Source organism: Halorientalis brevis, assembly GCF_023077655.1.
The window spans coordinates 253518-277042 of record NZ_JALLGV010000005.1; the positions used below are offsets into that span (position 1 = coordinate 253518).

General features: G+C 65.6%; 24 protein-coding genes. 16 read left to right on the forward strand and 8 right to left on the reverse strand.

Features of this window, described 5'->3' with window-relative positions; genetic code table 11:
* Positions 1–127 precede the first annotated feature (127 nt).
* Positions 128–1282, forward strand: a complete 1155-nt coding sequence (locus MU553_RS13290; RefSeq protein WP_247378489.1) for a sensor histidine kinase — start codon at positions 128–130, stop codon at positions 1280–1282.
* 21 nt (positions 1283–1303) lie between these two features.
* On the opposite strand, the gene MU553_RS13295 is transcribed toward MU553_RS13290, so the two are convergent.
* On the reverse strand, positions 1304–2851 hold the full coding sequence (locus tag MU553_RS13295; protein WP_247378490.1) for a globin-coupled sensor protein: 1548 nt from the start codon (positions 2849–2851) through the stop codon (positions 1304–1306).
* Between the two features lie 115 nt (positions 2852–2966).
* Positions 2967–3749 (reverse strand): MBL fold metallo-hydrolase, encoded by a 783-nt coding sequence (locus MU553_RS13300; protein ID WP_247378491.1) that lies wholly within the window; start codon positions 3747–3749, stop codon positions 2967–2969.
* A 124-nt stretch (positions 3750–3873) separates the two neighbouring features.
* On the opposite strand from MU553_RS13300, the gene MU553_RS13305 reads away from it, so the two are divergent.
* The 3 genes from MU553_RS13305 to MU553_RS23615 all read left to right on the forward strand — a co-directional run bounded on the left by MU553_RS13305 (position 3874) and on the right by MU553_RS23615 (position 8328).
* Positions 3874–6612 carry an ATP-dependent helicase gene (locus MU553_RS13305; protein WP_247378492.1) on the forward strand — a complete coding sequence of 913 codons (2739 nt, stop codon included), beginning with the start codon at positions 3874–3876 and terminating at the stop codon, positions 6610–6612.
* A gap of 179 nt (positions 6613–6791) precedes the next feature.
* Positions 6792–8015 (forward strand): DUF8073 domain-containing protein, encoded by a 1224-nt coding sequence (locus MU553_RS13310; protein WP_247378493.1) that lies wholly within the window; start codon positions 6792–6794, stop codon positions 8013–8015.
* 178 nt (positions 8016–8193) lie between these two features.
* Positions 8194–8328, forward strand: a complete 135-nt coding sequence (locus MU553_RS23615) for a DUF7331 family protein (RefSeq protein ID WP_282594303.1) — start codon at positions 8194–8196, stop codon at positions 8326–8328.
* Between the two features lie 35 nt (positions 8329–8363).
* Here the strand turns inward: MU553_RS23615 and MU553_RS13315 are convergent, their stop codons facing one another.
* From MU553_RS13315 to MU553_RS13325, 3 genes are read right to left on the reverse strand one after another with little or no spacing between them, the layout of a single operon-like run.
* Entirely contained in the window at positions 8364–9590 is a 1227-nt protein-coding gene (locus MU553_RS13315; protein ID WP_247378494.1) for a lactate racemase domain-containing protein, read from the reverse strand.
* A gap of 31 nt (positions 9591–9621) precedes the next feature.
* Positions 9622–10206: a hypothetical protein gene (locus MU553_RS13320; RefSeq protein WP_247378495.1), complete on the reverse strand. Its 585-nt coding sequence runs from the start codon at positions 10204–10206 to the stop codon at positions 9622–9624.
* Between the two features lie 47 nt (positions 10207–10253).
* Positions 10254–12962: an AAA domain-containing protein gene (locus MU553_RS13325; RefSeq protein WP_247378496.1), complete on the reverse strand. Its 2709-nt coding sequence runs from the start codon at positions 12960–12962 to the stop codon at positions 10254–10256.
* A gap of 240 nt (positions 12963–13202) precedes the next feature.
* Here MU553_RS13325 and MU553_RS13330 point away from each other — a divergent pair, with 240 nt between their 5' ends.
* From MU553_RS13330 to MU553_RS13365, 8 genes are all read left to right on the forward strand, one after another.
* Entirely contained in the window at positions 13203–14090 is an 888-nt protein-coding gene (locus MU553_RS13330) for a DUF4129 domain-containing protein (RefSeq protein ID WP_247378497.1), read from the forward strand.
* Positions 14087–14686, forward strand: a complete 600-nt coding sequence (locus MU553_RS13335; protein ID WP_247378498.1) for a DUF7269 family protein — start codon at positions 14087–14089, stop codon at positions 14684–14686. The genes MU553_RS13330 and MU553_RS13335 overlap by 4 nt, the downstream gene beginning before the upstream one ends.
* Complete coding sequence (locus MU553_RS13340; protein ID WP_247378499.1) at positions 14683–15954, forward strand: DUF58 domain-containing protein; 1272 nt, start codon at positions 14683–14685, stop codon at positions 15952–15954. Before MU553_RS13335 ends, MU553_RS13340 begins: the two co-directional genes overlap by 4 nt.
* Positions 15954–16658 (forward strand): DUF7519 family protein, encoded by a 705-nt coding sequence (locus MU553_RS13345; RefSeq protein WP_247378500.1) that lies wholly within the window; start codon positions 15954–15956, stop codon positions 16656–16658. Before MU553_RS13340 ends, MU553_RS13345 begins: the two co-directional genes overlap by 1 nt.
* Positions 16659–16722: 64 nt before the next feature.
* Positions 16723–17622, forward strand: coding sequence for a DUF8159 domain-containing protein (locus MU553_RS13350; RefSeq protein WP_247378501.1), 900 nt, complete (start codon positions 16723–16725; stop codon positions 17620–17622).
* Between the two features lie 84 nt (positions 17623–17706).
* A complete protein-coding gene (locus tag MU553_RS13355; RefSeq protein WP_247378502.1) occupies positions 17707–18249 on the forward strand; it encodes a hypothetical protein in 543 nt (180 codons plus the stop codon).
* Between the two features lie 67 nt (positions 18250–18316).
* Positions 18317–18742, forward strand: a complete 426-nt coding sequence (locus tag MU553_RS13360; protein ID WP_247378503.1) for a nuclear transport factor 2 family protein — start codon at positions 18317–18319, stop codon at positions 18740–18742.
* On the forward strand, positions 18742–18969 hold the full coding sequence (locus MU553_RS13365; protein ID WP_247378504.1) for a hypothetical protein: 228 nt from the start codon (positions 18742–18744) through the stop codon (positions 18967–18969). The genes MU553_RS13360 and MU553_RS13365 overlap by 1 nt, the downstream gene beginning before the upstream one ends.
* A gap of 9 nt (positions 18970–18978) precedes the next feature.
* Here MU553_RS13365 and MU553_RS13370 read toward each other — a convergent pair whose 3' ends face one another.
* Positions 18979–19926, reverse strand: a complete 948-nt coding sequence (locus MU553_RS13370; RefSeq protein ID WP_247378505.1) for a zinc-dependent metalloprotease — start codon at positions 19924–19926, stop codon at positions 18979–18981.
* A gap of 53 nt (positions 19927–19979) precedes the next feature.
* Positions 19980–20237 carry a hypothetical protein gene (locus MU553_RS13375; protein WP_247378506.1) on the reverse strand — a complete coding sequence of 86 codons (258 nt, stop codon included), beginning with the start codon at positions 20235–20237 and terminating at the stop codon, positions 19980–19982.
* A 106-nt stretch (positions 20238–20343) separates the two neighbouring features.
* Here MU553_RS13375 and MU553_RS13380 point away from each other — a divergent pair, with 106 nt between their 5' ends.
* From MU553_RS13380 to purF, 4 genes are all read left to right on the forward strand, one after another.
* The gene (locus MU553_RS13380; RefSeq protein ID WP_247378507.1) at positions 20344–21405 is read left to right on the forward strand and encodes a zinc-binding metallopeptidase family protein; all 1062 of its coding nucleotides are present in this window, start codon (positions 20344–20346) and stop codon (positions 21403–21405) included.
* Positions 21406–21522: 117 nt separating this feature from the next.
* On the forward strand, positions 21523–21708 hold the full coding sequence (locus MU553_RS13385) for an LSM domain-containing protein (RefSeq protein ID WP_247378508.1): 186 nt from the start codon (positions 21523–21525) through the stop codon (positions 21706–21708).
* Positions 21705–21878 carry a 50S ribosomal protein L37e gene (locus MU553_RS13390; RefSeq protein ID WP_247378509.1) on the forward strand — a complete coding sequence of 58 codons (174 nt, stop codon included), beginning with the start codon at positions 21705–21707 and terminating at the stop codon, positions 21876–21878. Before MU553_RS13385 ends, MU553_RS13390 begins: the two co-directional genes overlap by 4 nt.
* On the forward strand, positions 21879–23324 hold the full coding sequence (gene purF, locus MU553_RS13395) for an amidophosphoribosyltransferase (RefSeq protein WP_247378510.1): 1446 nt from the start codon (positions 21879–21881) through the stop codon (positions 23322–23324).
* A gap of 16 nt (positions 23325–23340) precedes the next feature.
* Here the strand turns inward: purF and MU553_RS13400 are convergent, their stop codons facing one another.
* Entirely contained in the window at positions 23341–23511 is a 171-nt protein-coding gene (locus MU553_RS13400) for a hypothetical protein (protein WP_247378511.1), read from the reverse strand.
* Positions 23512–23525: the final 14 nt, after the last annotated feature.

Sequence of the window (23525 nt, forward strand, 5' to 3'; positions counted from 1 at the left end):
AGGAGTGCGACGTGCCCGCGAGCCAGGTGGTGGAAATATCAACCCGCTGTGGAGGGTTTCTGCAATTGTGCTCGCCGGAACCGTTTTCACCCGGTATCCCGATGTGTCCATAGTTAGCAGATTTCCGATGTCTTTCGAAGAGCAACCAGATTTCGCACGGCAGGTGGCAGACCTCAACAAGTACGGACAGGCGCTGAACAACTGCGAGTCCGTCGAAGAGGTCGTGTCACTGAGTCTGGAGGCGATGTCGTTGCTCTTCGAGTTCCCGTACACGACGTTCATCGAGGCTCGTGACGGGGACCTGCGAGTGGTCCACAGCACCTATCCCGAGGTCTCACAGGGAGACGCACCGGGCGAGGTGGCCTACGAGGCTTACGAGAGCCGGGAGACAGTCGTCGTCACGGGAGAGGAGGCCGGGGAGGGCGAAGCGACAGTCGGATCGACGCTCGCAGTTCCGGCGACGATCGTGGACGACGTGGTCGCGATCATCGTGACTCGAAGCGTAGAGGACACCGGGTTCGGCGACGCAGTGGTTCGACCGCTGGAGATACTGGCCTCGCACGCAGCGACGGCGATCAGTAACATCCGGTCACGAGAGCGTCTCGAACGCGCGCGACAGGACTTAGAAAAGCGCAAGGAGATGGTCGAGATGTACGACCGCCTGTTGCGTCACGACCTGGGGAACGACCTCCAGGTCGTCGCGGCCTTCGCGGAGGAAGTCGCCAGTCAGGTCGACGGCGAGGCCCGAGACTACGCCGAGCGCATCAACCGAACGGCCCGGAGTTCGGCGGACCTCATTCAGCGGGTCGGTGACCTCGTCAACACCCTCGAACAACAGGACGAGCCGACGCCTCGCTCGCTGGAAGCGACCATGACGGACGTCGTCGAAGACGCGCGAAATCAGTACGAGACGCTGACGATCGAGTACGATCCCGAGGCGTTCGACTACCGCGTGTACGGCGGTGACCTCCTCGATTCGGTGTTCACGAACGTCATCACGAACGCGGCGGTCCACAACGACGGCGAAGTGCACGTCCGAGTCGGCGTGCTCGAGGCCAGCGGAGAACAGGTGATCGTCAGCATCGCCGACGACGGGTCCGGCATTCCCGACAGTATCGCCGACAGACTGTTCGAGATGGGTGCCAAAGGCCCGGAGAGCGACGGCACCGGGTTCGGACTCGGATTCGTCAAGGCACTCACCGAATCGTACGGTGGCGACATCATGGTCACAAACGGGGACCACGGCGGCGCCGACTTCCACATCACGCTCGAACGCGTCTGAGTCGCCAGGTACGCCCGAGATTTAGTCGTCCGCAGTCAGTCTCGTCACGGACTCGTCGATGTTTCGCATGCTCTCCGATTGTTGTTCAGTCGCTGCAGCGATCTCGTCGACGGCATCCGAGACCTCGCGAGCTTTATCGACGGCGTCGTCGAGCATACTGGCGATCTCCTCGGCGCTCGCAGCCTGCTCGTCGGTGGCGTCGGCGACCTCCCGGATTCCCTGCGTGGTTTCAGTGACCGCCTGCGTGATCTCCTCGAAGTCGGCCATCGCATCCCGGACGCGACCGATTCCCTGCTCGACGCGGTCGTTCGTTTCGGCCAGGCTCTCGACGGTTTCGTCGGTGTCGGCCTGGATCTGATCGACCATCTGTTCGATTTCGCTCGCCTGCGTCTGTGACTGCTCGGCGAGTGACTTCACCTCGTTTGCGACCACGGCGAAGCCCTCACCCTCCTGGCCGGCCCTGGCTGCTTCGATAGAGGCGTTCAACGCGAGGATGTTCGTCTGCTCGGCGATGTCGTCGATGACGTCGACGATGTCGTCGATCTCGTCGACGCGGTCCTGGAGCTGATCGACGTCCTCGGCGACGGTTGCGGCCGACTCTCGGACGGTCTCCATGACGTCGATCGCCTCGTCTGCCGACTCCTGCCCGGTTTCGGCGAGTTGTTCCGCCTCCTTGCTGGTCGATTCGACCTCGTCGGCAGTCGAGGCCAGCTCCTCGATGGTCGCGCTCATGTCCGCGACCTCGTTCGCGATGGTCTCCATGTTCTCGGACTGGTCAGTCGTGAGCCCGTCGATACGCTGGGTCTCGGTCGCCACCTGGTTGGCGGTCGTGTCGAGTTCCTGGATCGGCTCCTGAACTGCGGATTCGACCTGGCGGGACACCTCCTTGCGTCGCTGGGCCTCGGCTTCTGCCTGCTTGTTGTACGAGTCGATGTACGTGTCCATCGCGACCTGCTGGTCGAGGTTCAGGAGTTTCGTGGCGGCGAGCATCTGGTCTCGCACCTGGCCGACGGCGTCCTCGACGGCTTCCTCGACGATGTCCTCGTCGGTCGCGTCGTCGCTGTACTCCGAGACGGCCGACTCGACGGCGTCCTCGGCGATCGCGTCCATCAACCCGCGATAGTAGATAGAATAGGCGCCGAGATAGACCCGCGGACCGAGGTCGAGGAGGTCGTGGAGTTTGCCGATTCGAGCGCGCTTCTCGAAGTACTGCTCGCCGTACTCACCGCTGCCGAGTTCCGTGAGATACTCCCGCTGGGTCTGTTTGAGTTGCTCGATCCCCTTGCTCGAACTGTTGAAAATGTCGACCGTGCGCTCGAAGTCGGTCAGGTGATCGTAGAACTCGTCGACAAGGTCCTCGGCGATGCCGTCGAACAACCCCGACATCGATTCCAGTTGCGCGGCCGTCTCCTCGTCGAATCCGGTGAACGCCTTGCGCCACTCGATCTCCTCGGCGTCGAGGCCGATATCGCCTGCCAGCGCGCTGCCATTTACCCCACGTCTGATCTCATCTGTTACTGACACCTCTCCGTTTGTTTCGGTCCGCTGTCGGAACTCCTGCTTGGCCATAGTATCAAACCAGAAACACCCTCCTTTTTTAATATCGTCGGCCCTGTTATCAACCTTGATAGCTGTATTGTGACAAACATGCACAAACGGAAACTGCTATTGACTAGCTAGTAGTTCATTCGATGTCCAGCGTCAGCCCGTCTCGTGCGAACCGGGCGTCGCCGTCGTAGTGCTCGGACAGTGAATCGAGCATTTCCTCGTGTTTGCCGTCCGTGTGTGGGTAGAGGTGGGTGAGATACACTCGGCCAACGTCGGCGTCAGCGTCTGCGAATGCCTGTCCGAGCGTCGACGGCGTCGGATGGTTCGAAACGTCGACCTCGTCGGGGAACGAGCAGTCGTGCACGAGGACAGCCGTTTCGTCGAAGAACTCGACGAGATCCGCGAACGCTTCGGTGTCACCAGAGAACCCGAGCGTCGGCGGGCTCGACTCGGGATCACCGCCTCCGGCGACAGGCGTGAGCCGATAGGCGAAACACTGGACAGAGTGTCGAGTCTCCGTCGCCTCGGCCGTGAACCCGGCGATCTCGAACTGGCCGGCCTCGGGATCGACGGTTCGGAGATCGAGGTCGATGCGGTCGCGCATGTAGTCGTGCACGTCGAGCAGGTCTTCGACCAGTTCGGGCGTCCCGGGCGGACCGGCGATCGTGAGCGAGTCCTCGCCAGCCAGCCATCGAGCCTTGATGAGGACCATGAGGTCCGAGACGTGGTCGAGGTGGTGATGCGTCAACAGAACGGTGCCGACGCCCTCGTAGCCCACGTCAGTGCGCTGGAGCGCGTGGAGGACGCCGCTCCCGCAGTCGACGAGGAGTCGGTCCGAGCCATCCTCGACGAGCAGTCCGGTCTGGAACCGCTCCCCGGTCGGCATGGCGGTCCCGGTTCCGAGAAAGGTGAGTCGCATACAGGGAGGCAGACGGCCGCGAACTTCAAACTGGCTTCGTCGGTCGCACGCGTGCTGGCGTCCAGTTTCACTTTCACCGTGCGTTCCCAACGGACTTTACCACGCCGCCCGTACGGGCCCGTGGATGGGAGGACGCGAGCTGCTGGCCGAGCAGTCGGTAGGCTACGACGCCGCGGCGGTCGACATCGACGACGCCGACGTGCTGGAGCTGTTAGAGCCACCGGTCCAGGAGTGGTGGGTCGAGCAGTTCGGCGACTACGTGCCCCAGAACGGCGGCTACTTCACGCCGCCCCAGAAAGAGGCGATCCCGCTCATTCACCGCGGGACGAACGCACTCATCTGTGCGCCCACGGGCTCTGGAAAGACCCAGGCGGGTTTCTGCGGCATCATCAACGAACTGTTCCGTCGCGACCGGGCCGAGGGCCTGGACAACAGCGTTTACTGTCTGTACATCTCGCCGCTCAAATCCCTGGCCAACGACATCCACCGGAATTTGGAGGTGCCGCTGGAGGGTATCAGCGACAAACTCGCAGCACGTGACGAGGATGTCGAGATCAGACACGCCATCCGCCACGGTGATACCAGCGACAGCGAGCGCCAGCGGATGCTAGACGAGACGCCGCACATCCTCAACACGACGCCGGAGACGCTCGCGATCCTCCTCAACTCGCCGAAGTTCAAGCAGAAACTCGAGACGGTCGAGTGGATCATCGTCGACGAGATCCACAGCCTCGCCGAGAACAAGCGCGGGACGCACCTCTCGGTCTCGCTGGAGCGACTCGAAGCGATGACCGACGATTCACCGACCCGGATCGGCTGTTCGGCCACGGTCGAACCCCTGGAGACGATGGGGGAGTTCCTGGTCGGGCAGGCAGAGCCCGGTGGGCCCTCCAGGGAGTTCGAGCTCGTGGACACGCGGTTCGTCCGCGAGTTCGACGTCGAACTCACCTGTCCGACGGACGACCTCATCAACACGCCCCAGGACGTGGTCACAGACCGGTTCTACCGGCAACTCCACGAACAGATCCAGTCACACACGAACACGCTGGTGTTCACCAACACGCGTTCGGGCGCGGAACGCGTCCTCCACAACCTCCGCGAGAAATACGACGAGTACGACGAGACGAACTCCGGCTGTCACCACGGCAGCCTCTCGAAGGACGAGCGCCAGCGCATCGAGGAAGCGCTGAAATCCGGAGACGTCGACGTGGTGACGACCTCGACGAGCCTGGAACTGGGAATCGACATGCCCCACATCGACCTCGTGGTCCAGGTCGGGTCGCCGAAGTCCGTCGCGTCGCTGCTCCAGCGGGTCGGGCGGGCGGGACACCAACTGGGCGAGACGGTCACCGGTCGCATCGTCGCGCTCGACCGAGACGAACTCGTCGAGTGCGCGGTGATGTGCAAGAAGGCCGAGGAGGGGTTCGTCGACCGCGTGTTCGTGCCCGAGAACGCCCAGGACGTGGCTGCTCAGCACGTCTACGGAATGGCCATCAACGAAGTCCGGCCCGAACGGGAGATCAAGGCCATCCTCCGGCGTGCGTACCCGTACCGGACCTACTCCGACGACGAGTTCGAGCAGCTCATGGCGTATCTCACGGCCGACTACGACGGGATGGAGGACAAACACGTGTACGCGAAGGTCTGGCGGGACACCAACGACCCTCCGGACGGCGAGCACCACTACGAGGAGTTCCCCGTCGGAGAAGACCTCATCGGCAAGCGCGGGCGGTTGGCACGCGTCATCTACATGACGAACATCGGGACGATTCCGGACTCGTTTACGTGCGACGTGTTCACCAAGTCGGACGACCAGTGGGTCGGCAACCTCGACGAGGAGTATCTCGATACGCTGGAGTCGGGCGACGTGTTCGTGCTCGGGGGGAACCACTTCGAGTACGCCTACCGACGCGGCTCGAAGGTGTACGTGAACCGGACGAGCGCTCGGCCGACGGTCCCCTCGTGGTTCTCGGAGCGGCTGCCGCTCTCGTACGACCTCGGCAAAGAGATCCTCACGTTCCAACAGGAGTTGTTGGAGCGGCTGGAACACGGCGGACCACCGGAGGTCAGGATGTGGCTGCGGGAGTTCCCGCTGGACGACGACAGCGTCCGGGCCATCGCCAGGATGTTCGACGAACAGGTCAGGTACGCCGGTCAGGAGAGCGTCAGTACGGACGCGCGACTCGTCATCGAAGTGGAGATGGACCGCGACGAGTACGAACGACGCTACTACGTGCACTCGAACTACGGCCGCCGGTTCAACGACGGGTTCTCGCGACTGCTGGCCTACCGCGTCGCGCAGGCCGCGAACGCGAACGTCACCGTCGCGGTCGCGGATCACGGCTTCACGCTCTCGATGCCGCTCAACCGAAAAGTCGACCTGACCGGCATCGTCCGTGACATCGATCCGGCGTCGGTCCGCGAGGATCTCCGAGCTAGCCTCGACGACACCGATCTGCTCAAGCGGTACTTCCGGATCAACGCCACGCGGGCGCTGATGATCCTCAAACGCTACAAGGGCTACGAGAAGTCCGCCAGCCAACAGCAGGTGTCGAGCGAGATGCTTCTCGGCTTCGCCCAGGACTTGCCGAACTTCGCGGTGATCGAGGAGACCTATCGGGAGATCATCGAGGACAAACTCAACGTCAGCGGGATCGAGGCCGTCCTGACTGCGGTTCAGAACGGCGACCTCTCGGTCGTCTCACAGCGGGTCGACTCGCCGACGCCCCGCTCGTTCGGCCTGGCGACGCTCATGGCCTCCGACGTCGTCCTCGCCGAAGACGAGAGCCAGGTCCTCCAGGAGTTCCACGAACGCGTCCTGACCGAGATCGACGACGTCGATCCGACCGAACCGCGACTCTAACAGTCGACATATTCTGTATTCGACAATCGACGAAGTTTCACGCTACCAGCGACCCGCAATTCGTTTTTCTGTGAGTAGCGGGCAACGAATAAAACGCGAGACACCGATAAACGGCTCAAAACAGCCGTGAAGTTCATATTCGGCAATCAGTTATACTGCGCTTAACGAAGGTGGTAAATATGTCAGTAAGTAACGCACTCCGTCGGATCGCAGCGGTCGTCGACGGGGTCGAGGCGGAAGACGTCGAGGTTCGGGACGCGGCGATGCCGACAGATAGACCTGTGGTTTCGGACGGGAAAGTACACGTTACGCTCGACCTAGCCATCGCCTTAGAGGGCGTCGGCGGTGAGCACGCGGAGGGGAGCGAGCGTGCGTCCGCGGACCGAGAACAGGACGATCAGGCAGCGATTTCGGGCATCGTGTCCGAGGCTACCGAAACGAACCCGCCAGAGCCAACGTCGGGCGCGACACAGCACTCGTCCGACAGCCAGCGCTCACCGTCGGGGAAGGCGGAGGACGAACGTGCGGGAGACGACGCCCAGTCACGGGCTGTCGAGGTCGAACCCGCGACAGAGCAGTCCGACGACGGCGCGGTGGTCTGTCCGGAACCGGGCTGCGACGCGACGTTCGAAAGCGAACCCGGGATGAAGATACACCGCACGAAGATCCACCTGCGCGAACAGAGCGGTGACGACTCGTCGACGGCGACCCCAGCGTACAGGGACCCGGAAGCGCTCGAAGAGGTGTACGAGGCACACGACTCGTTCCCGGCGATGCGTGAAGCGCTCGACGTGGACGTGTCCGCCCAGACAATCCGGCGGCACATGATCCAGCACGGAATCCACGACCCCTCCGGTGACGGGGAAGCGAACGAGCACGCTGCCGATGGCGAGGACGACGTCGAAGCGGCCGCTGAACCCGAATCGACGACCGATTCGGAATCAGCCCGGGCGTCACAAACTACACACGCCGCTGTTGAGGATGCTGACGACCGGGAATCCGACGAGCAGCCCCCCGAAAACGCCGTCGAGAAACGAGACTCAGACGACGAAGACACTGAAGCCAGCGACGACGATCAGTCCGCCGACGAAGCCGAGACAGACGACGAGCCGACGATTCCCGAGAGCGCACCGCTCGCAGAGACCCTTCCGGAGCAAGTGACTGCCCCGGCCGACGTCACCTTTGCAGAACTCAAGGAGGCAGTTCGAACGGCCGACACGCTGTACCACATCCAGCAACAGTTCGGGCTTACTCGAGAGGAGGCGCGCGACCTGCTCGGCTCCCTCGATCTCCTAGAGCTGGTCCACGGTCGCGTCGCCACGAAACACGAGCGCGAAGAACTGAAGGCGGAGATCGACAGCCGGATTCGACACAACATCCGCGGCAACGGCACGTCTGCCTGAGCCCCGACACCGCTTCTTTGCGGACGAATCGTCAACCTACTCACGGAGTCCGGCGTATCGTCCGGACCGCCCCGGTACCGTCTGGCAGTTTGGGCCTGGTTATTCCATTCTCACCGCACCGATGTGTTGCGAAATCCCCGATTAAACTCTTATAGGCAGGGTCTTCTACCCTCTATCGATGCAAGGACAACAGGATTCGGGCCGGTACCTCGTCGAGGAGGCCCCCGATGGAACCGTCGTGATCTACGACTCCGAAAACGAAGCGGCGTGGCTCCACGCGGACTGTGCGGTGCCGCTCGACGAACAGGTTTAGAAGCGCACCCCACGGGAACCAGAAACTGCCTTCTCTTACCCGGTAAGGAGTGTGTTCAGCGCGTCGGGCACGACGAGGACGTCACTCCCTGGATCGATCGCGTCGCCGACCGCCGGTGCCGCGGACAGCAAACACTCCTCGACCACGTCGGAATGGTCGCTGTCGGTGACGAACACGTCGTACTCGCGCAGCGCCCGCGCGACGACGAACGCCCGCTGTGCTCCGGGTTCGTACCCCGCTCGCATTTTCTCGTAGAGCCGATCCGGACTCTCTGCCTCACTCAACCACTCGTAGAACCGCTGCTCTCCGCTCCCGTCGCCCGCACCCTCCGGCAGCGCGGCCGGAATCACCACCTTTCCGCCGTCGCGAAGGGGGGTACGGTCACCCAAAATGACGTAGGTCGCCGCCCGCGTCGTCTGATAGAGGTTGGCGTCTTTCGGCGCGCCGACCCCCGCGACCACGGCGTCGTATTCGTCGCGTACTGCGACCGATAGGGCCTCCTTACCAGTCGCTGCGAGGTCGTTGACGACCGAACGGGGCTCGCCCGCGCTAGCAGCGAGAATTCCCGCCGGCCCGTGGGTTACGTTGAGACAGAAGTCCAGTCCCGCGAGGTCGCCGGCGCGGTCGACCGTCTCGCGGAAGGGGTTGTCCTCGACGCGACCGAGACGCACACCCGGTTCGGCCAGCATGTCCGGTCCGTGGGTGTGCCGGATGAGCGACGGCCCGCCTGCCCCGATCACGACCGTCTTCGCTCCCCCCGAGAACCCTGCGTACTGATGTGGTTCGACCATGCCGGTCGAGAGCACCAGGTCCGCGTCCGCGACGCGCTCGTGAACCTCGATCGGGCAGTCGTCGACTGTTCCGACCGTAACCGTCTCTTCGGGGTCGTGATTCCGCGCCAGGTCCGCGTGCTCACCGAGCGCGGTTTCGATTTCCACGTCGGTCATCGGCCGATGGAGCCCGAGTCCGAGCAGGACGGTGACCTGCTCGCGCGGGACGCCGGTGCGTTCGAGTTCCGATAGCAGCACGTCCAGGAGGACGTCGTCGGGCGTCGCGCGCGTCACGTCGGTGACGACGATGGTCACGAGGTCGTCGGGATCGGCGATCTGTGCCAGGGACGGCCCGTGAGGGTCCGCGACCGCGTCTTCGGCGGCCGCACGAACGTCCACGGCCTCACCTCCCCGTGGCTCCGCGATCGTCACGTCACAGTCAGGGAGCGAAATGTCGATGGTCCCGTCCCCGAGCGGGAGCGTGAAACTCATACGTGGCTGTGTGAGGGGCCAGAGGGAGTAGCTAACGGTCCACTTCGTCAGTCGCGTTCGCCCAGGTGCGCTGGGGCAATTCCCTGAACCGAGAACACTCTGCGTCGAGCGGACTCGTGTAACTGGCGGAACAGCCGGCGTACTCCCCGTTGTGCATCCAGAGAATCCGGTGTCCGTGGGCGTCGGCAAGGATCCCTGCGGGCGACCCACCGCTGGTGTTCACCGAGAGCCCGTAGAGGACGCCCGTCTCGCACGAGTCGTTCCTCGCACTGTCGGAGTCTGACTCGACGTGGACGCGGAACGTGCTCAAATCGACGCCAGCCGGCGAGGTCCGCTCGACCCACGCCGAGAGGTTCGCGTTGGGGTCGTCGGTTCGGACGAACGCGACCTTGCTGTAGTCGCTTCCGTTCCAGGACCCACCTCGGTAGCTACTGACGTTAGCCGCACAGCCAGAGTCGAGTCGATCGAACTCAGCGATGTGGATCTCCGTCGGTCCCGTGTGATCGGAGAACCCGGGGAGGTCGTTCACCGACGGGTGCGTGACGCCGACGAGAAAGAGCGCGATCACGAGCACCGCGATACCGACGCGTCTGGAGGGGGAGGCGATTGGGACCATTCGGTCGCGCTTCTCTCGCAGGGATGATAATTCCCACGAACCCACGATTACCGCGCCCACTCGACCATCCGTCCGTAGACCGAATCGGTCGAGAGGGCGTCGGCGTCTCCGACCAAAACGAGCGACTTCTTGGCCCTGGTGAGCGCGACGTTGATGCGCCGGTAGTCCTCGAAGATCGGGCCGTCGAGGGACCCCGTCGCGACGAAGGAGACGACGATGACCTCTTTCGAGGAGCCCTGGAATCGGTCCACCGTGTCGACGGTCACGCCGTCGGGTGCGCGCTTGTTGATCTCAGCGACCTGGGCGCGGTAGGGTGCGATGACGCCGATCTCGTCCGCTTCGACGCCAGCCGCCCGGAACGACTCGATCGTCTCGACCACGGCGTCGGCCTCATCGGGGTTGGTGTTCCCGCGCGCTCGGCCGTCCGGATCGACGAACGCGACCGAGTCCTGAAGGTGTGCCGGGAGGGCGTCCAGGGACACTCCAGGGAGGTCGGTGAGCCGCTGAGCGGCGACCTCGCCCGTCGCTGGCCGCAACTGCCCGTCGTAGAACTCCCGCGAGGCGAACGCCTGGATGCGCTGGGCCATCCGATACTGGCGGTCCAGCATCACCGAGGCTTCGGGATGGGCCTCGATGAGGCGCTCGAACAGCGACGATCCGAGGTCGGCCGTGTCGTCGCCGTCCATCTCGTCTTCGGCCTGGACCACCGGCGGGAGTTGCTGGTGGTCCCCGACGAGAACGAACCGCTCGGCGAGATTGATGGCCGCCAGCGCACCGGGTTCGGTGATCTGTCCGGCCTCGTCGACGATCGCGACGTCGAACTCCTGTTCCCGCATCACCGTCGAGCCGCAGGACGCCGTCGTCGCCGCCACGACGGACGCCTCGCGGAGCTCGGTCGAAATCGCGGACGGGTCCCCGCGCTCTTTCAGCCGGAACTCCTGCATGTCCTGGTGGACGCCGGTTTCGGTCCCGACCCGGAGGAAGTCGTCGAACCCCTGCTCGCGGAGGGCTTCGAGCGCGTTGTCGACTGCTCTGTTGGTGAACGCAGTCAGCAGCACGCGCTCGCCCTGCTCGACGAGCGCACGGACCGTCCGCGCCAGCGTGTACGTCTTGCCCGTCCCTGGCGGTCCGTGGACGAGCGCGAAGTCCTCGGCGCGGACCGCCAGGGACACCGCCTCGTTCTGGGCCTCGTTGTTATCGATGTACGTGGTGTCGTCCGCGCGGAACTCGGGGTCGCGACGGTCGAAGAGGACGTCTTTCTGTTCGGCCGGCTGTTTCAGCAGGGCGTCGTGGAGCGCCGTGAGCATCCGATCGACGCCGATCTCGGAGGGGTACACGTCGAGCCGGCGGAGGTCCAGCGGTTCGTCGGTCGTGACGACGATCTCCTCGCCGAGTTGCTTGACCCGGGCGAGTTCCGCCTTCCCGCGGATCGGGTGGCCGTCGCTGGCGAGCACCACGTCGCCCTCGCGAATCTTCGAGACCGCGCCCGTGCCGGCAGCGCGGAGCTCCCAGCGACCGCCGTCGAGTTCGCGCTCGTCGAGCGGTTCCAGCCCGATGAGCGCCCGGTCGTCCTCGGCGCGCTCGTCGGCGTTCTGTCGCCAGAGTTTGGCGTACTCGCGGTGGACCGCGCGGCGCTCGGTCTCGATGGCGCGGTAGAACCGCTTGAAGTAGTCCTGTTCCTCGTCGGGGATCGCCCGGCCGACCTGCCCGGCTTTCGACTCCTGTTCGAGCCGGCCCGATACCGCCATGCAGGTGTCCTGCTCGAAGCAGTACTCGCACTTCGCGTCGGCCTCGTACCCGGTCGGGACGCTCATGTCGGCCTCCATCGCGGCGATCTCGTTGCGGGTCCGGACGACGTACTTGAGGAAGCCGGGGCCGATCGAGAAGTCCTTCGCCGGCGAGAGGTCGCCGGTCTCCTCGGTCCGCTCGACGGCCGCGTTCTTGGTGTAGAGGAGCGTCCCCGTGTCCGGCGCCGCGCTCGCGTGGGTCGCCTGCTCTGTGGCGTGGGCCTCGCCTTCGCCCAGCATCAGCGCGTAGCAGGCCGCCTGCACCTTGTCCTGGAATCGCGGCTCTCGGTTGGTGTTCTTGCCGGTCTTGAGTTCGACCGGGGACCCGCGACGGACGGCGTCGGCGCGGCCCTTGAGCCCGTAGGTCTCGCTGACCAGCGTCTGCTCGCTTCGCCACTGGTCCTCCTCAGTGAGCGTCCCCTGGTTCAGCCAGCCCTCGATCGCGCTGGCGTTCTGACGGACCTCCTCGGCGACGCTCGCCGCGTCGCGGTCCAGCAGGCCAAGTTCCAGCCCCGCTTCGGCGACGCGCTCGTCGACGGACTCGTCGAGGTCCCGTCCGCGGAGGAGATCGCCGAACACCTCGTGGACGATGGTCCCTTTGACGACGGGGTAGGCCAGCGGCAGGCCGGCGAGCTTGTTCAGATAGTACATGCGCGGGCACTGCACCCACGACCGAATGTCGGTCACGTCGACCAGGAAGTCCGGTTCGACGACGACCATCGAATCGCGGCCCGTCGAGTACTGGATCTCGCCTTTGAACTCCTTCTCCTGGGCGTCGATCACCAGGAGTTCCATCCCCGGAGCGAGGACGTCGGCGGTTTCGGTCCACTTTCCCCAGAGCGTGACGGTGACGGGGTCGGCCCGGCCGTCGTCGGGGCGAACTGTCACCTCGGCGAGGTCGCTCTGGCCGTTGCTGGTCTGGACTGTTCGGGGCTCGTCGACGGCGACGACTGGACCGCGGAGCTGCACGCAGGGAGGCAGCAGTCCGACGGACAAAAACGCTCCCCTCCCGGTCGGAAGCTGCCATCGATCGGCCCGAATAGAGACGGCTTTCTCCGAAGGAGACACACAGCCTCCGGGGAATCCGGATGCCAATGTCACAGCGACAAAATGGCCCAATCACCGCCCAACGGGCCGGAAAGCTGTGTATGCTGTGGATAACAATGCACGTTCCAGGGGTGTATCCGGTGTCACGAGTACCCCACTGCTATGAATCGCCACCAACTCACCTCGATCGCGGTCGCGATGGCCTGTTTCTTCGCCGTGGGTGTTGCAGCGACGACGCTCTCTTCGACGCTGTCGTCCGACCCATCCGAGGCTGTCGATCTCAACTACCAGTACCTCCCCATCGAAAGCAGCGACGTTTCTGATTTCCAGCAAGAGATCGAGACGAAGAAACGAGACCCGAACCTCCCCGACGACCCCGACGCCCAGAACGGAGGGTCTGACGACAACGGGAGCGGGACGGGCCAGGAGAACAACCGAGCGAACCAGCCCGAGAACCGCGGGGTGAAACCGTCGTCCGGTAACGAAGGCGCCCCGGGCGACCAGCGGGGACAAAACGAGGACGGAAAGACGCTCGTCAAAGGGAACGGGTCACAGACGATCGCCGGAGGCGGGTCGGGCGGTGGTTCCGGCGACTCCTCGTCGTCGAGTTCGGCCACGGAAACCGAGTCGAATTCCGCGAGCGTCCTCCCGCTCGTCGTCGGTCTCCTGGTGGTGGGGTTGCTGCTCGCACTCGCCTACCGCTACCGCGACCGCCTGTTCGGACTGTTCTTCTCGTCGGACACTGACAGCGAGACCGCTGCCACCGAGCCCAGGTGGGAGCCGAGTCCCCCGTCGGACGCGAACGTCGTCTTCGACGCGTGGGACGCGATGATGCGGAGCCTGGACGTCGAGGACCGACGGGCGCGAACGACCGAAGAGTGCGCCAGCGCGGCGGCTAACGCCGGGATGGACCCGGACGCCGTCCGGAAACTCACCCGCACGTTCGAGGAAGTGAGATACGGGCAACGACCGGTGACGGACGACCGCCGGCAGCGCGTCTCGCAGGTCTGCCAGCGACTCCAACTCGATCCGTCGGAGGGGGGAGTATGACCGCGCACCGTCGCGGCCCGTTGCTCGTCGGTGGGCTCCTGTTCGTGCTCGGCATCGCCATGCTGCTCGTCCGGGGGATCGCGAACCTCGTCTCGGTCGACTGGCTCGTCGACCAGCTCGGTCACGACTACCTGGTGATCGCCGGGTTCGGGCTGGTCGCGCTGTTTCTCGCCCTGCTGGTGATCCTGGCGCGGTCGCTGTACGGCTTCGAGCAGGCGACGCCGCCGACCGCCGAATCGGTGCCGACCGGGGTCCCGCTGGGCGCCCAGATCGACCACGTCGTCGAACAGGGACTCCATCCGTACGAACACGTCACCGGGCGGTCGCGAGCGACGGTTCGGGATCGCCTGCGCCAGACGGCGATCGAAACGGTGCGACGAGTCGACGGCTGCTCGTCCGCTGCCGCCAGGGCCGCCGTCTCCGCGGGCGAATGGACGGACGACCAGGCCGCAGCCGCCTTCCTGGCCGACGAGGGGCCGGCGCCGCTCGCACAGCGGCTCCGCGACGCGCTCCCGCGCGGGTCCCGGTTCCAGGACCGGACCGCTCGGGCCGTGACGGCCATTCTCGAACGCGACGAGCAGGGAGGTGACCGATGACGACCGTTCGGCGGACGAACCACTGGCGAGGCGTGGTCGCCGTCGCCCTCGTCGCGGGGTCGATCGGCCTCCTCCTGAAGCGCCCGTACATCCTGCTCGTGGCCTGTCTGGGCGTGGGATACGCGATCTATCCCAGACTGCTCCAGTCACCGCCCGTCGAGTTGGCGCTCGAACGGCGGGTGAGCGAGGCGAGTCCCTCGCCAGGTGAGGACGTGACCGTCACCGTCACCGTGACCAACGAGGGCGACGAGCGACTGACCGACCTGCGACTGGTCGACGGCGTACCGGCATTGCTGTCCGTCACGGACGGGAGTGCGCGACACGCAGCCGTGCTCGCGCCGGGCGCCTCGACGACGTTCTCCTACGACGTCATTGCGGAACACGGCACCCATCAGTTCCGGGCGGCGACCGCGATCGCCCGGGACGTGAGCGGCCGCACAGAAGTCGAGACGACCGTCGAAGCGGAGACCCAGGAGATCGAGTGCCGTCGGAACCTCCCCGACCCGCCGGTGACCGAGAGCCAGGAACAGCTCCCCGGCCGGATCCTGACCACCGGCAACGGGGACGGCATCGAGTTCGCACGCACCAGGGAGTATCGAGCCGGTGACAACCCCAGCCGCATCGACTGGAAACACTACGCCAGAACCGGGACGCTCGCGACCGTCGAGTATCGCCAGGAACGAGCGGTCAACGTCGTCGTCTGTATCGACGCGCGAGCGAGTTCGTACCGGGGTCACGACGGAGGCCCGCACGCGGTCTCTCACGGGGTCGCAGCCGCACAGGAGCTGCTGGACGCAGTCTGGGACGTCGACGAACGAGCGGGGCTGGCAGCGATCGGCAGGGAGTTCTGTTGGCTCCCGCCGGACCGCGGCACCGACCACGAACATCGGGCTCGTCAACTGCTCTTGACGCACCCGACGCTCTCACCCCAGCCACCGGACGACCCGGAACCCGACGACGACCGTGCAATGAACCAGATCAGGGAACTCCGGAAACGCCTGGACCGCGAGACCCAGATCGTGTTCGTGAGCCCACTCGCAGACGGCTTCGTCGTGGACGTGGCCATGGAACTGGCCGGCGCTGGCCGTCCCGTCACCGTCGTGAGTCCGGACGTGACGACCGGCGAATCGCCCGGCGATCGGATCGCGACGGTCGAGCGTCGAAACCGGCTCTACGCCCTCCGCCGCGGCGGCGTCTCGATCGTGGACTGGGACACCGACACGTCGCTGGCCCGCGCGCTCATGGGCGCAAAACAACGGTGGTCGTGATGTCGCAGGCAGAACCCCCATCGAGTTCGGCGATGGTTCACCGGCCGACGACGCTCGCCAGCGCGGTCGCCGTCCTCATCGCGGCCGGCAGCGTCCTCCTCGTCGCCGGCACGGCCCACGCGTTGCCGATCGCAGTGACGGTCTTCGGATTGCTGGTGGTGGGATTCGCGACGCACGGGAACTGGAACGACCGGGTCGCAACCGCCCTGATTAGCGTCTGCGGGCTCGGCCTGGTCGTCGCCGGCCTCGCGTTCGTCTTCACCACAGACCTCGACAGCATCGCCGCAGCGGAGCTGTATCCGGGACTGGCCGGCGTGGCAGTCCTCGCGGTCGCGCTCTTGCCGCTCCGACGTGGCTGGGAGACCGCGCTCGCCACCGCCGGAGCCGGCCTCGTGTTCATCGCCGTGCTGAACAGCGGCGTCGCCTACGACAGCGGACGGCTCGCGCTGTTGCTCGCGACGGCGGGCGTCGTCGCCTCGTGGGACGCGGCGAGACACGCCATCACGCTGGGCGATCAGGTCGGCCAACAAGCAGCGACCAGTAGCGTGGAACTCACTCACATCGGTGCGACGGTGCTGACCGGCGCCGTCTTCGTCGCGCTCACGGAGCTGATCTGGCGCCTCGGCGTCACCGGCCTCCCGCTGGAAGGACTCGTCGTCTTCCTCGGGGCCGCACTCGCCTTCCTTGTCGTCCTGTACAAGTGACTTCGTCGCAGCGTAACCGACATCGAGCCAACAGTTTTTAGCGGTTCGCTGGCAACCTCCCGGCATGCAATCGTCAACGGTCGCAGCCTGTGGCCTCGCACTGCTGTGCGTGCTCGCAGGCTGCAGTGGGGACAGTGGGACGCCGACGTACACGGACCCGCCGGTGGACGACCGCGTCGAGACGGACGCGATCACGGCGACGGACACGGCGACACCGTTCGGTCCGTCAGTCAACGAGACGGACCAGCCGCGGTCGTTCCTGGACGTCATCCGCGGCCGCAACCTGGGCGTCGAATCCGTCCAGACGCGCAACGGGAGCGTCCACGTGCGATACGAGGCGGTAAACGGGTCCGAACGGCGGGAGCAGGCAGCGTTCTTCCTCGGCCTCGCCTACGGGAGCGCGGTGAACGACACCTGGTCGTCGGCTGAGACGTGGAACGCCAGCGCCATGGCGGCAGTCGCCGTCGACGAAAACGGCACTCCAGTCACGAGCTTCCGGATGCCGGCCTACTGGGGCCGCCAGACCGCCACGGGCGCGATCGAGGCCACCGACCTGGCCGCTCGAATCCGGAACGCGACGGCGAACCGAACCGACGAGGGCGGCGAGACTGGGACGGACGCGATGCGGGTTTCGTTCCGAGACGCTCTTGCTACCGACGCGGACGCGACAGTGGCCGACTTCGACGAGCGAGGGGAGACGGCCTTCCTGACGCTCGAAACCGAGACGAGCGACGACGCGCTGGCAGCCACGCTGGCGACGCTCACGGAGACCTACGGACAGCAGGCGAACGGCGGGTGGAACGCGTCGGTGCTCGAGGTGACGATTCGCGGCACTGACGGAGACCTGTACGGCTGGTATCGCGTCGAGGCCGACGCGGCCGTCGACACCGACGGGGGTAGCGTGCCAGGAGGGGTGCTGGATCGCGTCTATCGTGAGAACGGCGCCCTCGAACCGGCGCAGTGAGCGGCGGTCGGGGCCGGAAACGCCGACCGCGACACGTCCGGTTCCGATACGTTCTTCGGTCGGTAGCACCAACTTGCGGGCAGCATGCGCGTCAGAGACTGGCAGGACATCCTCGAAGAGGTCGTCGAGAGCAACGCCGAGCCGAGCGGCTGGCGAGCTGTCGGCGGCGACCGGGCGAACGGGATCGGTGAGGACCTCTACGTCGGCCATCCCAGCGCCGGCGTCTTCCAGCTCAAGACGTACGCGAAGAACCCGTTCGAGGTGAACGGCGTCGGCGCGCAGGTCGCCCGCAAGATCGACGACGAGCTGGATCCGCTGTTTCCCGAGAAGGACGCGGGCCGGTTCGGCGTCCAGCGACCGATCGAAGAAGACGACGCGGAGGACACGGTGAACGAGCTCTCGGAAGTGCTCCAGGCCCACGCCGACGCGCCGACGACGCCGGACGCGCTGTTCGACGACGTAATGGAGACGCTGGACAGCCCCGCGTTCGGCCCGGCCGACATCGACCTCTACGACCGGCCCGACACGATCGAGGATCTCTCGACCACGTTCGAGGAGGCCGAAGAACTCCTCGACAAGGAACTCGACGACGTCATCGACGAGAGCGTCGACCGCGGCTTCCAGTGACCCCGACGGCCCGTCACGGGCACCGAGAATCCACAGCGGTAAGTCCCATCGGCGGCTCTGGCCCCATATGAACGCCGCGGCAACCATCCGCGAGTACTACGACGCCCTCCGCACCGGCGACTCGCTCGCGCCCTTTTTTGCGGACGGAGAAACCGACGACGAGATCGTCAAGTTCGGGATCTCCGAGCGCCTGGTGGGCGCCCACGAGATCGCGACCGGCCTCCGCGAGCAGACGGAAACGACGACCGACTGGACCGTCGACAGTCGCGATCTCCGCGTCACCGAGCGGTCGTGTCACGCCTGGTTCAGCGACGACGTGTCCATGGCGTGGACGGACACGAACAGGCAGATCCGCTTCGAGTTCGAAACCCGCTGGAGCGGGACGCTCGAAGCCCGCGACGAGGACGGCGCGCCCGTCGCCGACGCAACGAATCGCGAGGCGGTCGACTGGCAGTTCGTCGGTATGCACGTCAGCACCGCGGGGTCGATCTGATGGTCGGACCGATCTCCGACGAAGAACGCGACTCGGCGACCAAGAAAGTCAAACTGTTCTTTACCGCGCTCGTGGGGCTTTCGGCGGGGCTCGTGTCCCTCCAGGGAGACCCGTCGCCGACGATGTTCCTCGCCGCCGTCGCTGGCGGTCTGGTGTTCGGTGGCCTGGTCATCTGGTACGTGTTCCCGGACACGTCCGGCCTCACGCAACGTCGCGGCCGACGATAGAAGAGGTAGCTACACGCGGTCGAGCCAGACGGCGGGATTGTCCAGTTCCTCTTCAGTCGGGAGGTACGCTTCGCGTTCCCAGACCTTGCTGGCGCCTTCGATGCCGCGTTCGTCCGCGACCGTCTCGAAGAAGTGCTTGCCGCGCTCGTACTGGCGGCGTTTCATGCCGAGGCCGAGCAGCCGGCGGATCAGTTTCGCGATCGGGCCGCGCCCGCGGCGGCGCTCGTCGAGTTTCTCCCGGAGGTCGGCGTACTCGTCGTCGAACGCCCGATCCATGATGAGTTCGGCGTACCCCTCGACGGAGGTCATGGTCGTGTCGAGCGCCGTCAGCGACTCGCGGTCGATGTGGCCGTCGGCGAGTTCCGAGATCGCGGTTTCGAGATCGGCTTCGAGTTTGTCCGAGAGCCACGGAGCGGCGCCGAACTCGGCGGCGTGAGCGACCTCGTGGAAGGCGATCCAGCGACGGAAACGGGGTTCAGAGACGTCGAGCATGGTCGAAACCCGCCCGATGTTGGGATGGACGAAATACAGCGCGTGGTCGTCGGTCCCCTCGGCAAGCAAGAGCGGATCGTACTGGCCGAGGACGTTCTCCGCGAGGAAAGAGAGCGCGACAGACATCGAGGCGGTGTTGGCGACCCTGGCGATGCCCGGCAGCATGCCGACCTGTTCGCCGAGGGGGTCCATCACTCGCCTGAAGGTGTCGATGTTGGCGTCGATCCAGTGGTGTCGGTTCTGAATCTCGACGGTGTCGGGGACGTCGAACTCGACGGCAGCGACCTCGCGGACGCGCGCTCTGGCGTCCCGAACGTCGGCGGCGTACCCCTCGCGGACGCCGTCAGCGAGCGCGAGCGAACCGGGATCGGTCGAGGCTTTGGCCGCCTCGCCGACGGCGTCCCAGTCGACCGGACCGTCCCCCGACGCTCCTGTTACAGCCTGCACACTACGAAATAGACCCATGGGCGATCCTGGGTCCCGGTGGTGAAATGTCTTCCCCCTCCCGCAGTTTGTGGTCAGGGAGCGACTTCGATCTCCTCGTCGAGTTCGGGCATTCGTCCGCGCCTGAGCCACCACCCCAGCGCCCCGACCACGCCGAGACCCATGACCGCCAGCATGAGTTTGCTCGGGCCGCCGCCCTCACCCTCGCCGATCGGCACCTCGGTGGTGTTCTCGTGGCTCTCCCGGTCCTCACCCCGCCCGCTACTGAAGGGGGCCTTGGCGGTGAACGATGCGTCCTCGAGGTGGAGTTCGACCAGGGTCACGTCGACCATAGCAGTACATCCACGCGCCCGTTCTTATCGTTTGGGCGCGTCGGCAGTCTGTCGGTTTCGGCCCCGAAGGCGTCGGGTTGATAATCGTGCCCACGCCATGGGCGGTATGGACGATCGACAGCGCGAGTTCCTGTTCGAGTTGCTGGAAACGCCGTCACCCACGGGGTTCGAGGCCGCCGGCCAGCGCGTCTGGGTCGACTACGTCGAGGCGTTCGCCGACGAGGTCCGGACCGACGCCTACGGGAACGCGGTCGCGGTCCACGAGGGGAGCGGCGGGCCGGAGATCGCGGTCACCGGCCACGCAGACGAGATCGGCTTCGTCGTGCGCCGAATCGACGACGACGGGTTCCTCCACCTCTCCCGGGTCGGCGGCACCGACAAGACCGTCTCGCGCGGCCAGCACGTCACGGTCCACGCCAGCGACGGGCCGGTCCAGGGCGTCATCGGCCAGACTGCAATCCACCTCCGGAAGAAAGACGAGGACGAGGTCGCCGACATCACCGAGCAGTACGTCGACGTCGGCGCGGAAGACCGCGACGAGGCGACCGAACTGGTGGACGTGGGCGACCCGATCACCGTGTCCTCGACGGTCGAGGACCTCCACGGCTCGCGGCTCACCGGGCGAGCCATGGACAACCGCGTGGGCGTCTGGACCGCCGCAGAGACGCTTCGGCGGGCCGTCGAGGCCGACGTGGACGCGACGGTGTACGCGGTCAGCACGGTCCAGGAGGAGGTCGGCGGCAACGGGGCGCAGATGGTCGGGTTCGACCTGGAACCGGACGCAGCAGTCGTGGTGGACGTGACCCACGCGACGGACACGCCGGCCCTCCCGGGGAAGAAGAAGATCGACGTAGACCTGGGCGGCGGCCCGTCGGTCAGGCGGGGCCAGCCGGACCATCCGGTGCTGGTCGACGCGTTGCGGACGGTCGCCAGCGACGAGGAGATCGACGTGCAGCTCGAAGCCGGGAGCAACACCACGCTGACGGACGCGAACTCGCTGTTCGTCCAGCGCGGCGGGATTCCCTCGGTGAACGTCGGCATTCCGACCCGGTACATGCACACGCCCACGGAGGTCGTCGACGCCGACGATCTGACGGCGACGATCGATCTCGCAGGAGCCTTCGTCGAGCGGGCAGGCGAGTTTACCCCGTACCGGACCAGCGTTTAATCAACGGGCGGCGTGGGAAATTCAACGAACAGCGGCCCCAAACACCGTTCTCGGGGGCGGACGCGACGTGGATGATGGAGCGGTACGTTTATGGGTACGTCGGCACCCCGTTGCCCTATGAGCGGACGACCACTGGATATACTGGAGGACTCCCTCGGGGAGATCGTCACAGTACAACTGAAAGGCGGCGAAATGTTCGAAGGAGAGCTCACGGGGTACGACCAGCACATGAACCTGGTCATCGAGGCGGACGAAGACACAACGATTATACGCGGCGATAACGTCGTCTCGATTAACCCATGACTGGTGCAGGAACCCCGAGCCAGGGGAAAAAGAACAAGACGACACACGTGAAGTGCCGCCGCTGTGGCGAGAAATCATACCACTCCCGAAAGAAGGTCTGTTCATCCTGCGGGTTCGGCAAATCTGCGAAACGCCGAGACTACGCCTGGCAGGAGAAGGCCGGCGAATAAATGCACGAGAAGTGCGGCGTTGTCGGGATCTCGTTGGAGGACCGGAGCGCCGCCCGCCCGCTGTACTACTCTCTCTACGCCCTCCAGCACCGCGGCCAGGAGTCGGCAGGGATCGTCACGCACGACGGGTTCCAGCAACACTCCCACGTGGAGATGGGACTCGTCGGTGACGCCTTCGAACAGGGCGACCTGCAGGCGCTGAACGGATCGCAGGGGATCGGCCACGTCCGGTACCCGACCGCCGGCAGTCTCGACTGCAGTTGCGCCCAGCCGTTCTCGGTTTCCTTCAAGAGCGGCTCGCTCGGTCTGAGCCACAACGGGAACCTGGTCAACGCCGGCGAGATCCGCGATCAACTGGCCGGCCTCGGGCACGCGTTTACGTCCGACGGTGACACGGAAGTCATCGCGCACGACCTCGCGCGCAACCTCCTCGAAGAGGACCTGGTCCGAGCGGTCAAGCACACGATGGCTCGCATCCACGGGTCGTACTCGCTGACCATCATGCACGACGACACGGTGATGGGCGTGCGCGACCCGCAGGGCAACCGCCCGCTCTGTATCGGCGAGCTCGAGGACGGCTACGTCCTCGCGTCCGAGAGCGCGGCCATCGACACGCTCGACGGGGAGCTCATCCGGGACGTGAAACCCGGCGAGCTCGTCGTCCTCCACGCCGACGGCACCGGGTACGACACGTACCAGCTCGTCGAGAACGAGAACACCGCGCACTGCTTCTTCGAGCACGTCTACTTCGCGCGGCCTGACTCGGTCATCGACGACGAACTCGTCTACGAGGTGCGGCGCGAACTCGGCCGGCAGCTCTGGGAGGAAAACGGCATCGACTCGGACGTCGTGATGCCGGTTCCGGACTCCGGACGCGCGTTCGCGTCGGGGTACGCCGAAGCTGCAAACGAAGACTCCGACGCCGATGGCGTCGAGTTCGCGGAAGGCCTGATGAAAAACCGGTACGTCGGCCGGACGTTCATCATGCCCACCCAGGACGAACGCGAGCGCGCGGTCCGCCTGAAGCTCAACCCGATCAAATCGACGGTCGAGGGCAAGACCGTGACGCTCATCGACGACTCCATCGTCCGCGGGACCACCTCGAACCAGCTCGTGCAGCTCTTGCGAGACGCTGGCGCCGAGGAAGTCCACGTCCGCATCGGCGCACCGCCGATCATCGCCCCCTGTTACATGGGGATCGACATGGCCTCCCGCGAGGAACTCATCGCGGCCGACCGCTCCGTCGAGGACATCCGCGACGAAATCGGTGCGGACTCGCTCTCGTATCTCTCCATCGACGCGATCGCGGAGTCGCTGTCGAAATCGCGCGCCGACCTCTGTCTCGGCTGCGTCACCGGCGAGTACCCTTACGACATCCAGGGCGAGGAGAAAGATCGGGACGTCGAGCGGCCGTCGATCGACGCGCCCACGACAGCCGACGACTGAGCGGTCCGTTTTTTCGTCACAACACGCCGAGCAGGGGCACCAGCACCGCGAGCACCACGCGTACCATCACTGCGAGCAGGACGGAGGTGCCGAGACGCGGATCGGTATCGCCACCGACGCCGGGCGGGAGGTCACAGGGGGAGTACGGGGCGAGCGGGTTGCGGTCGGAACCGGACCGGTCGGTCATCGATTCGACCGAGG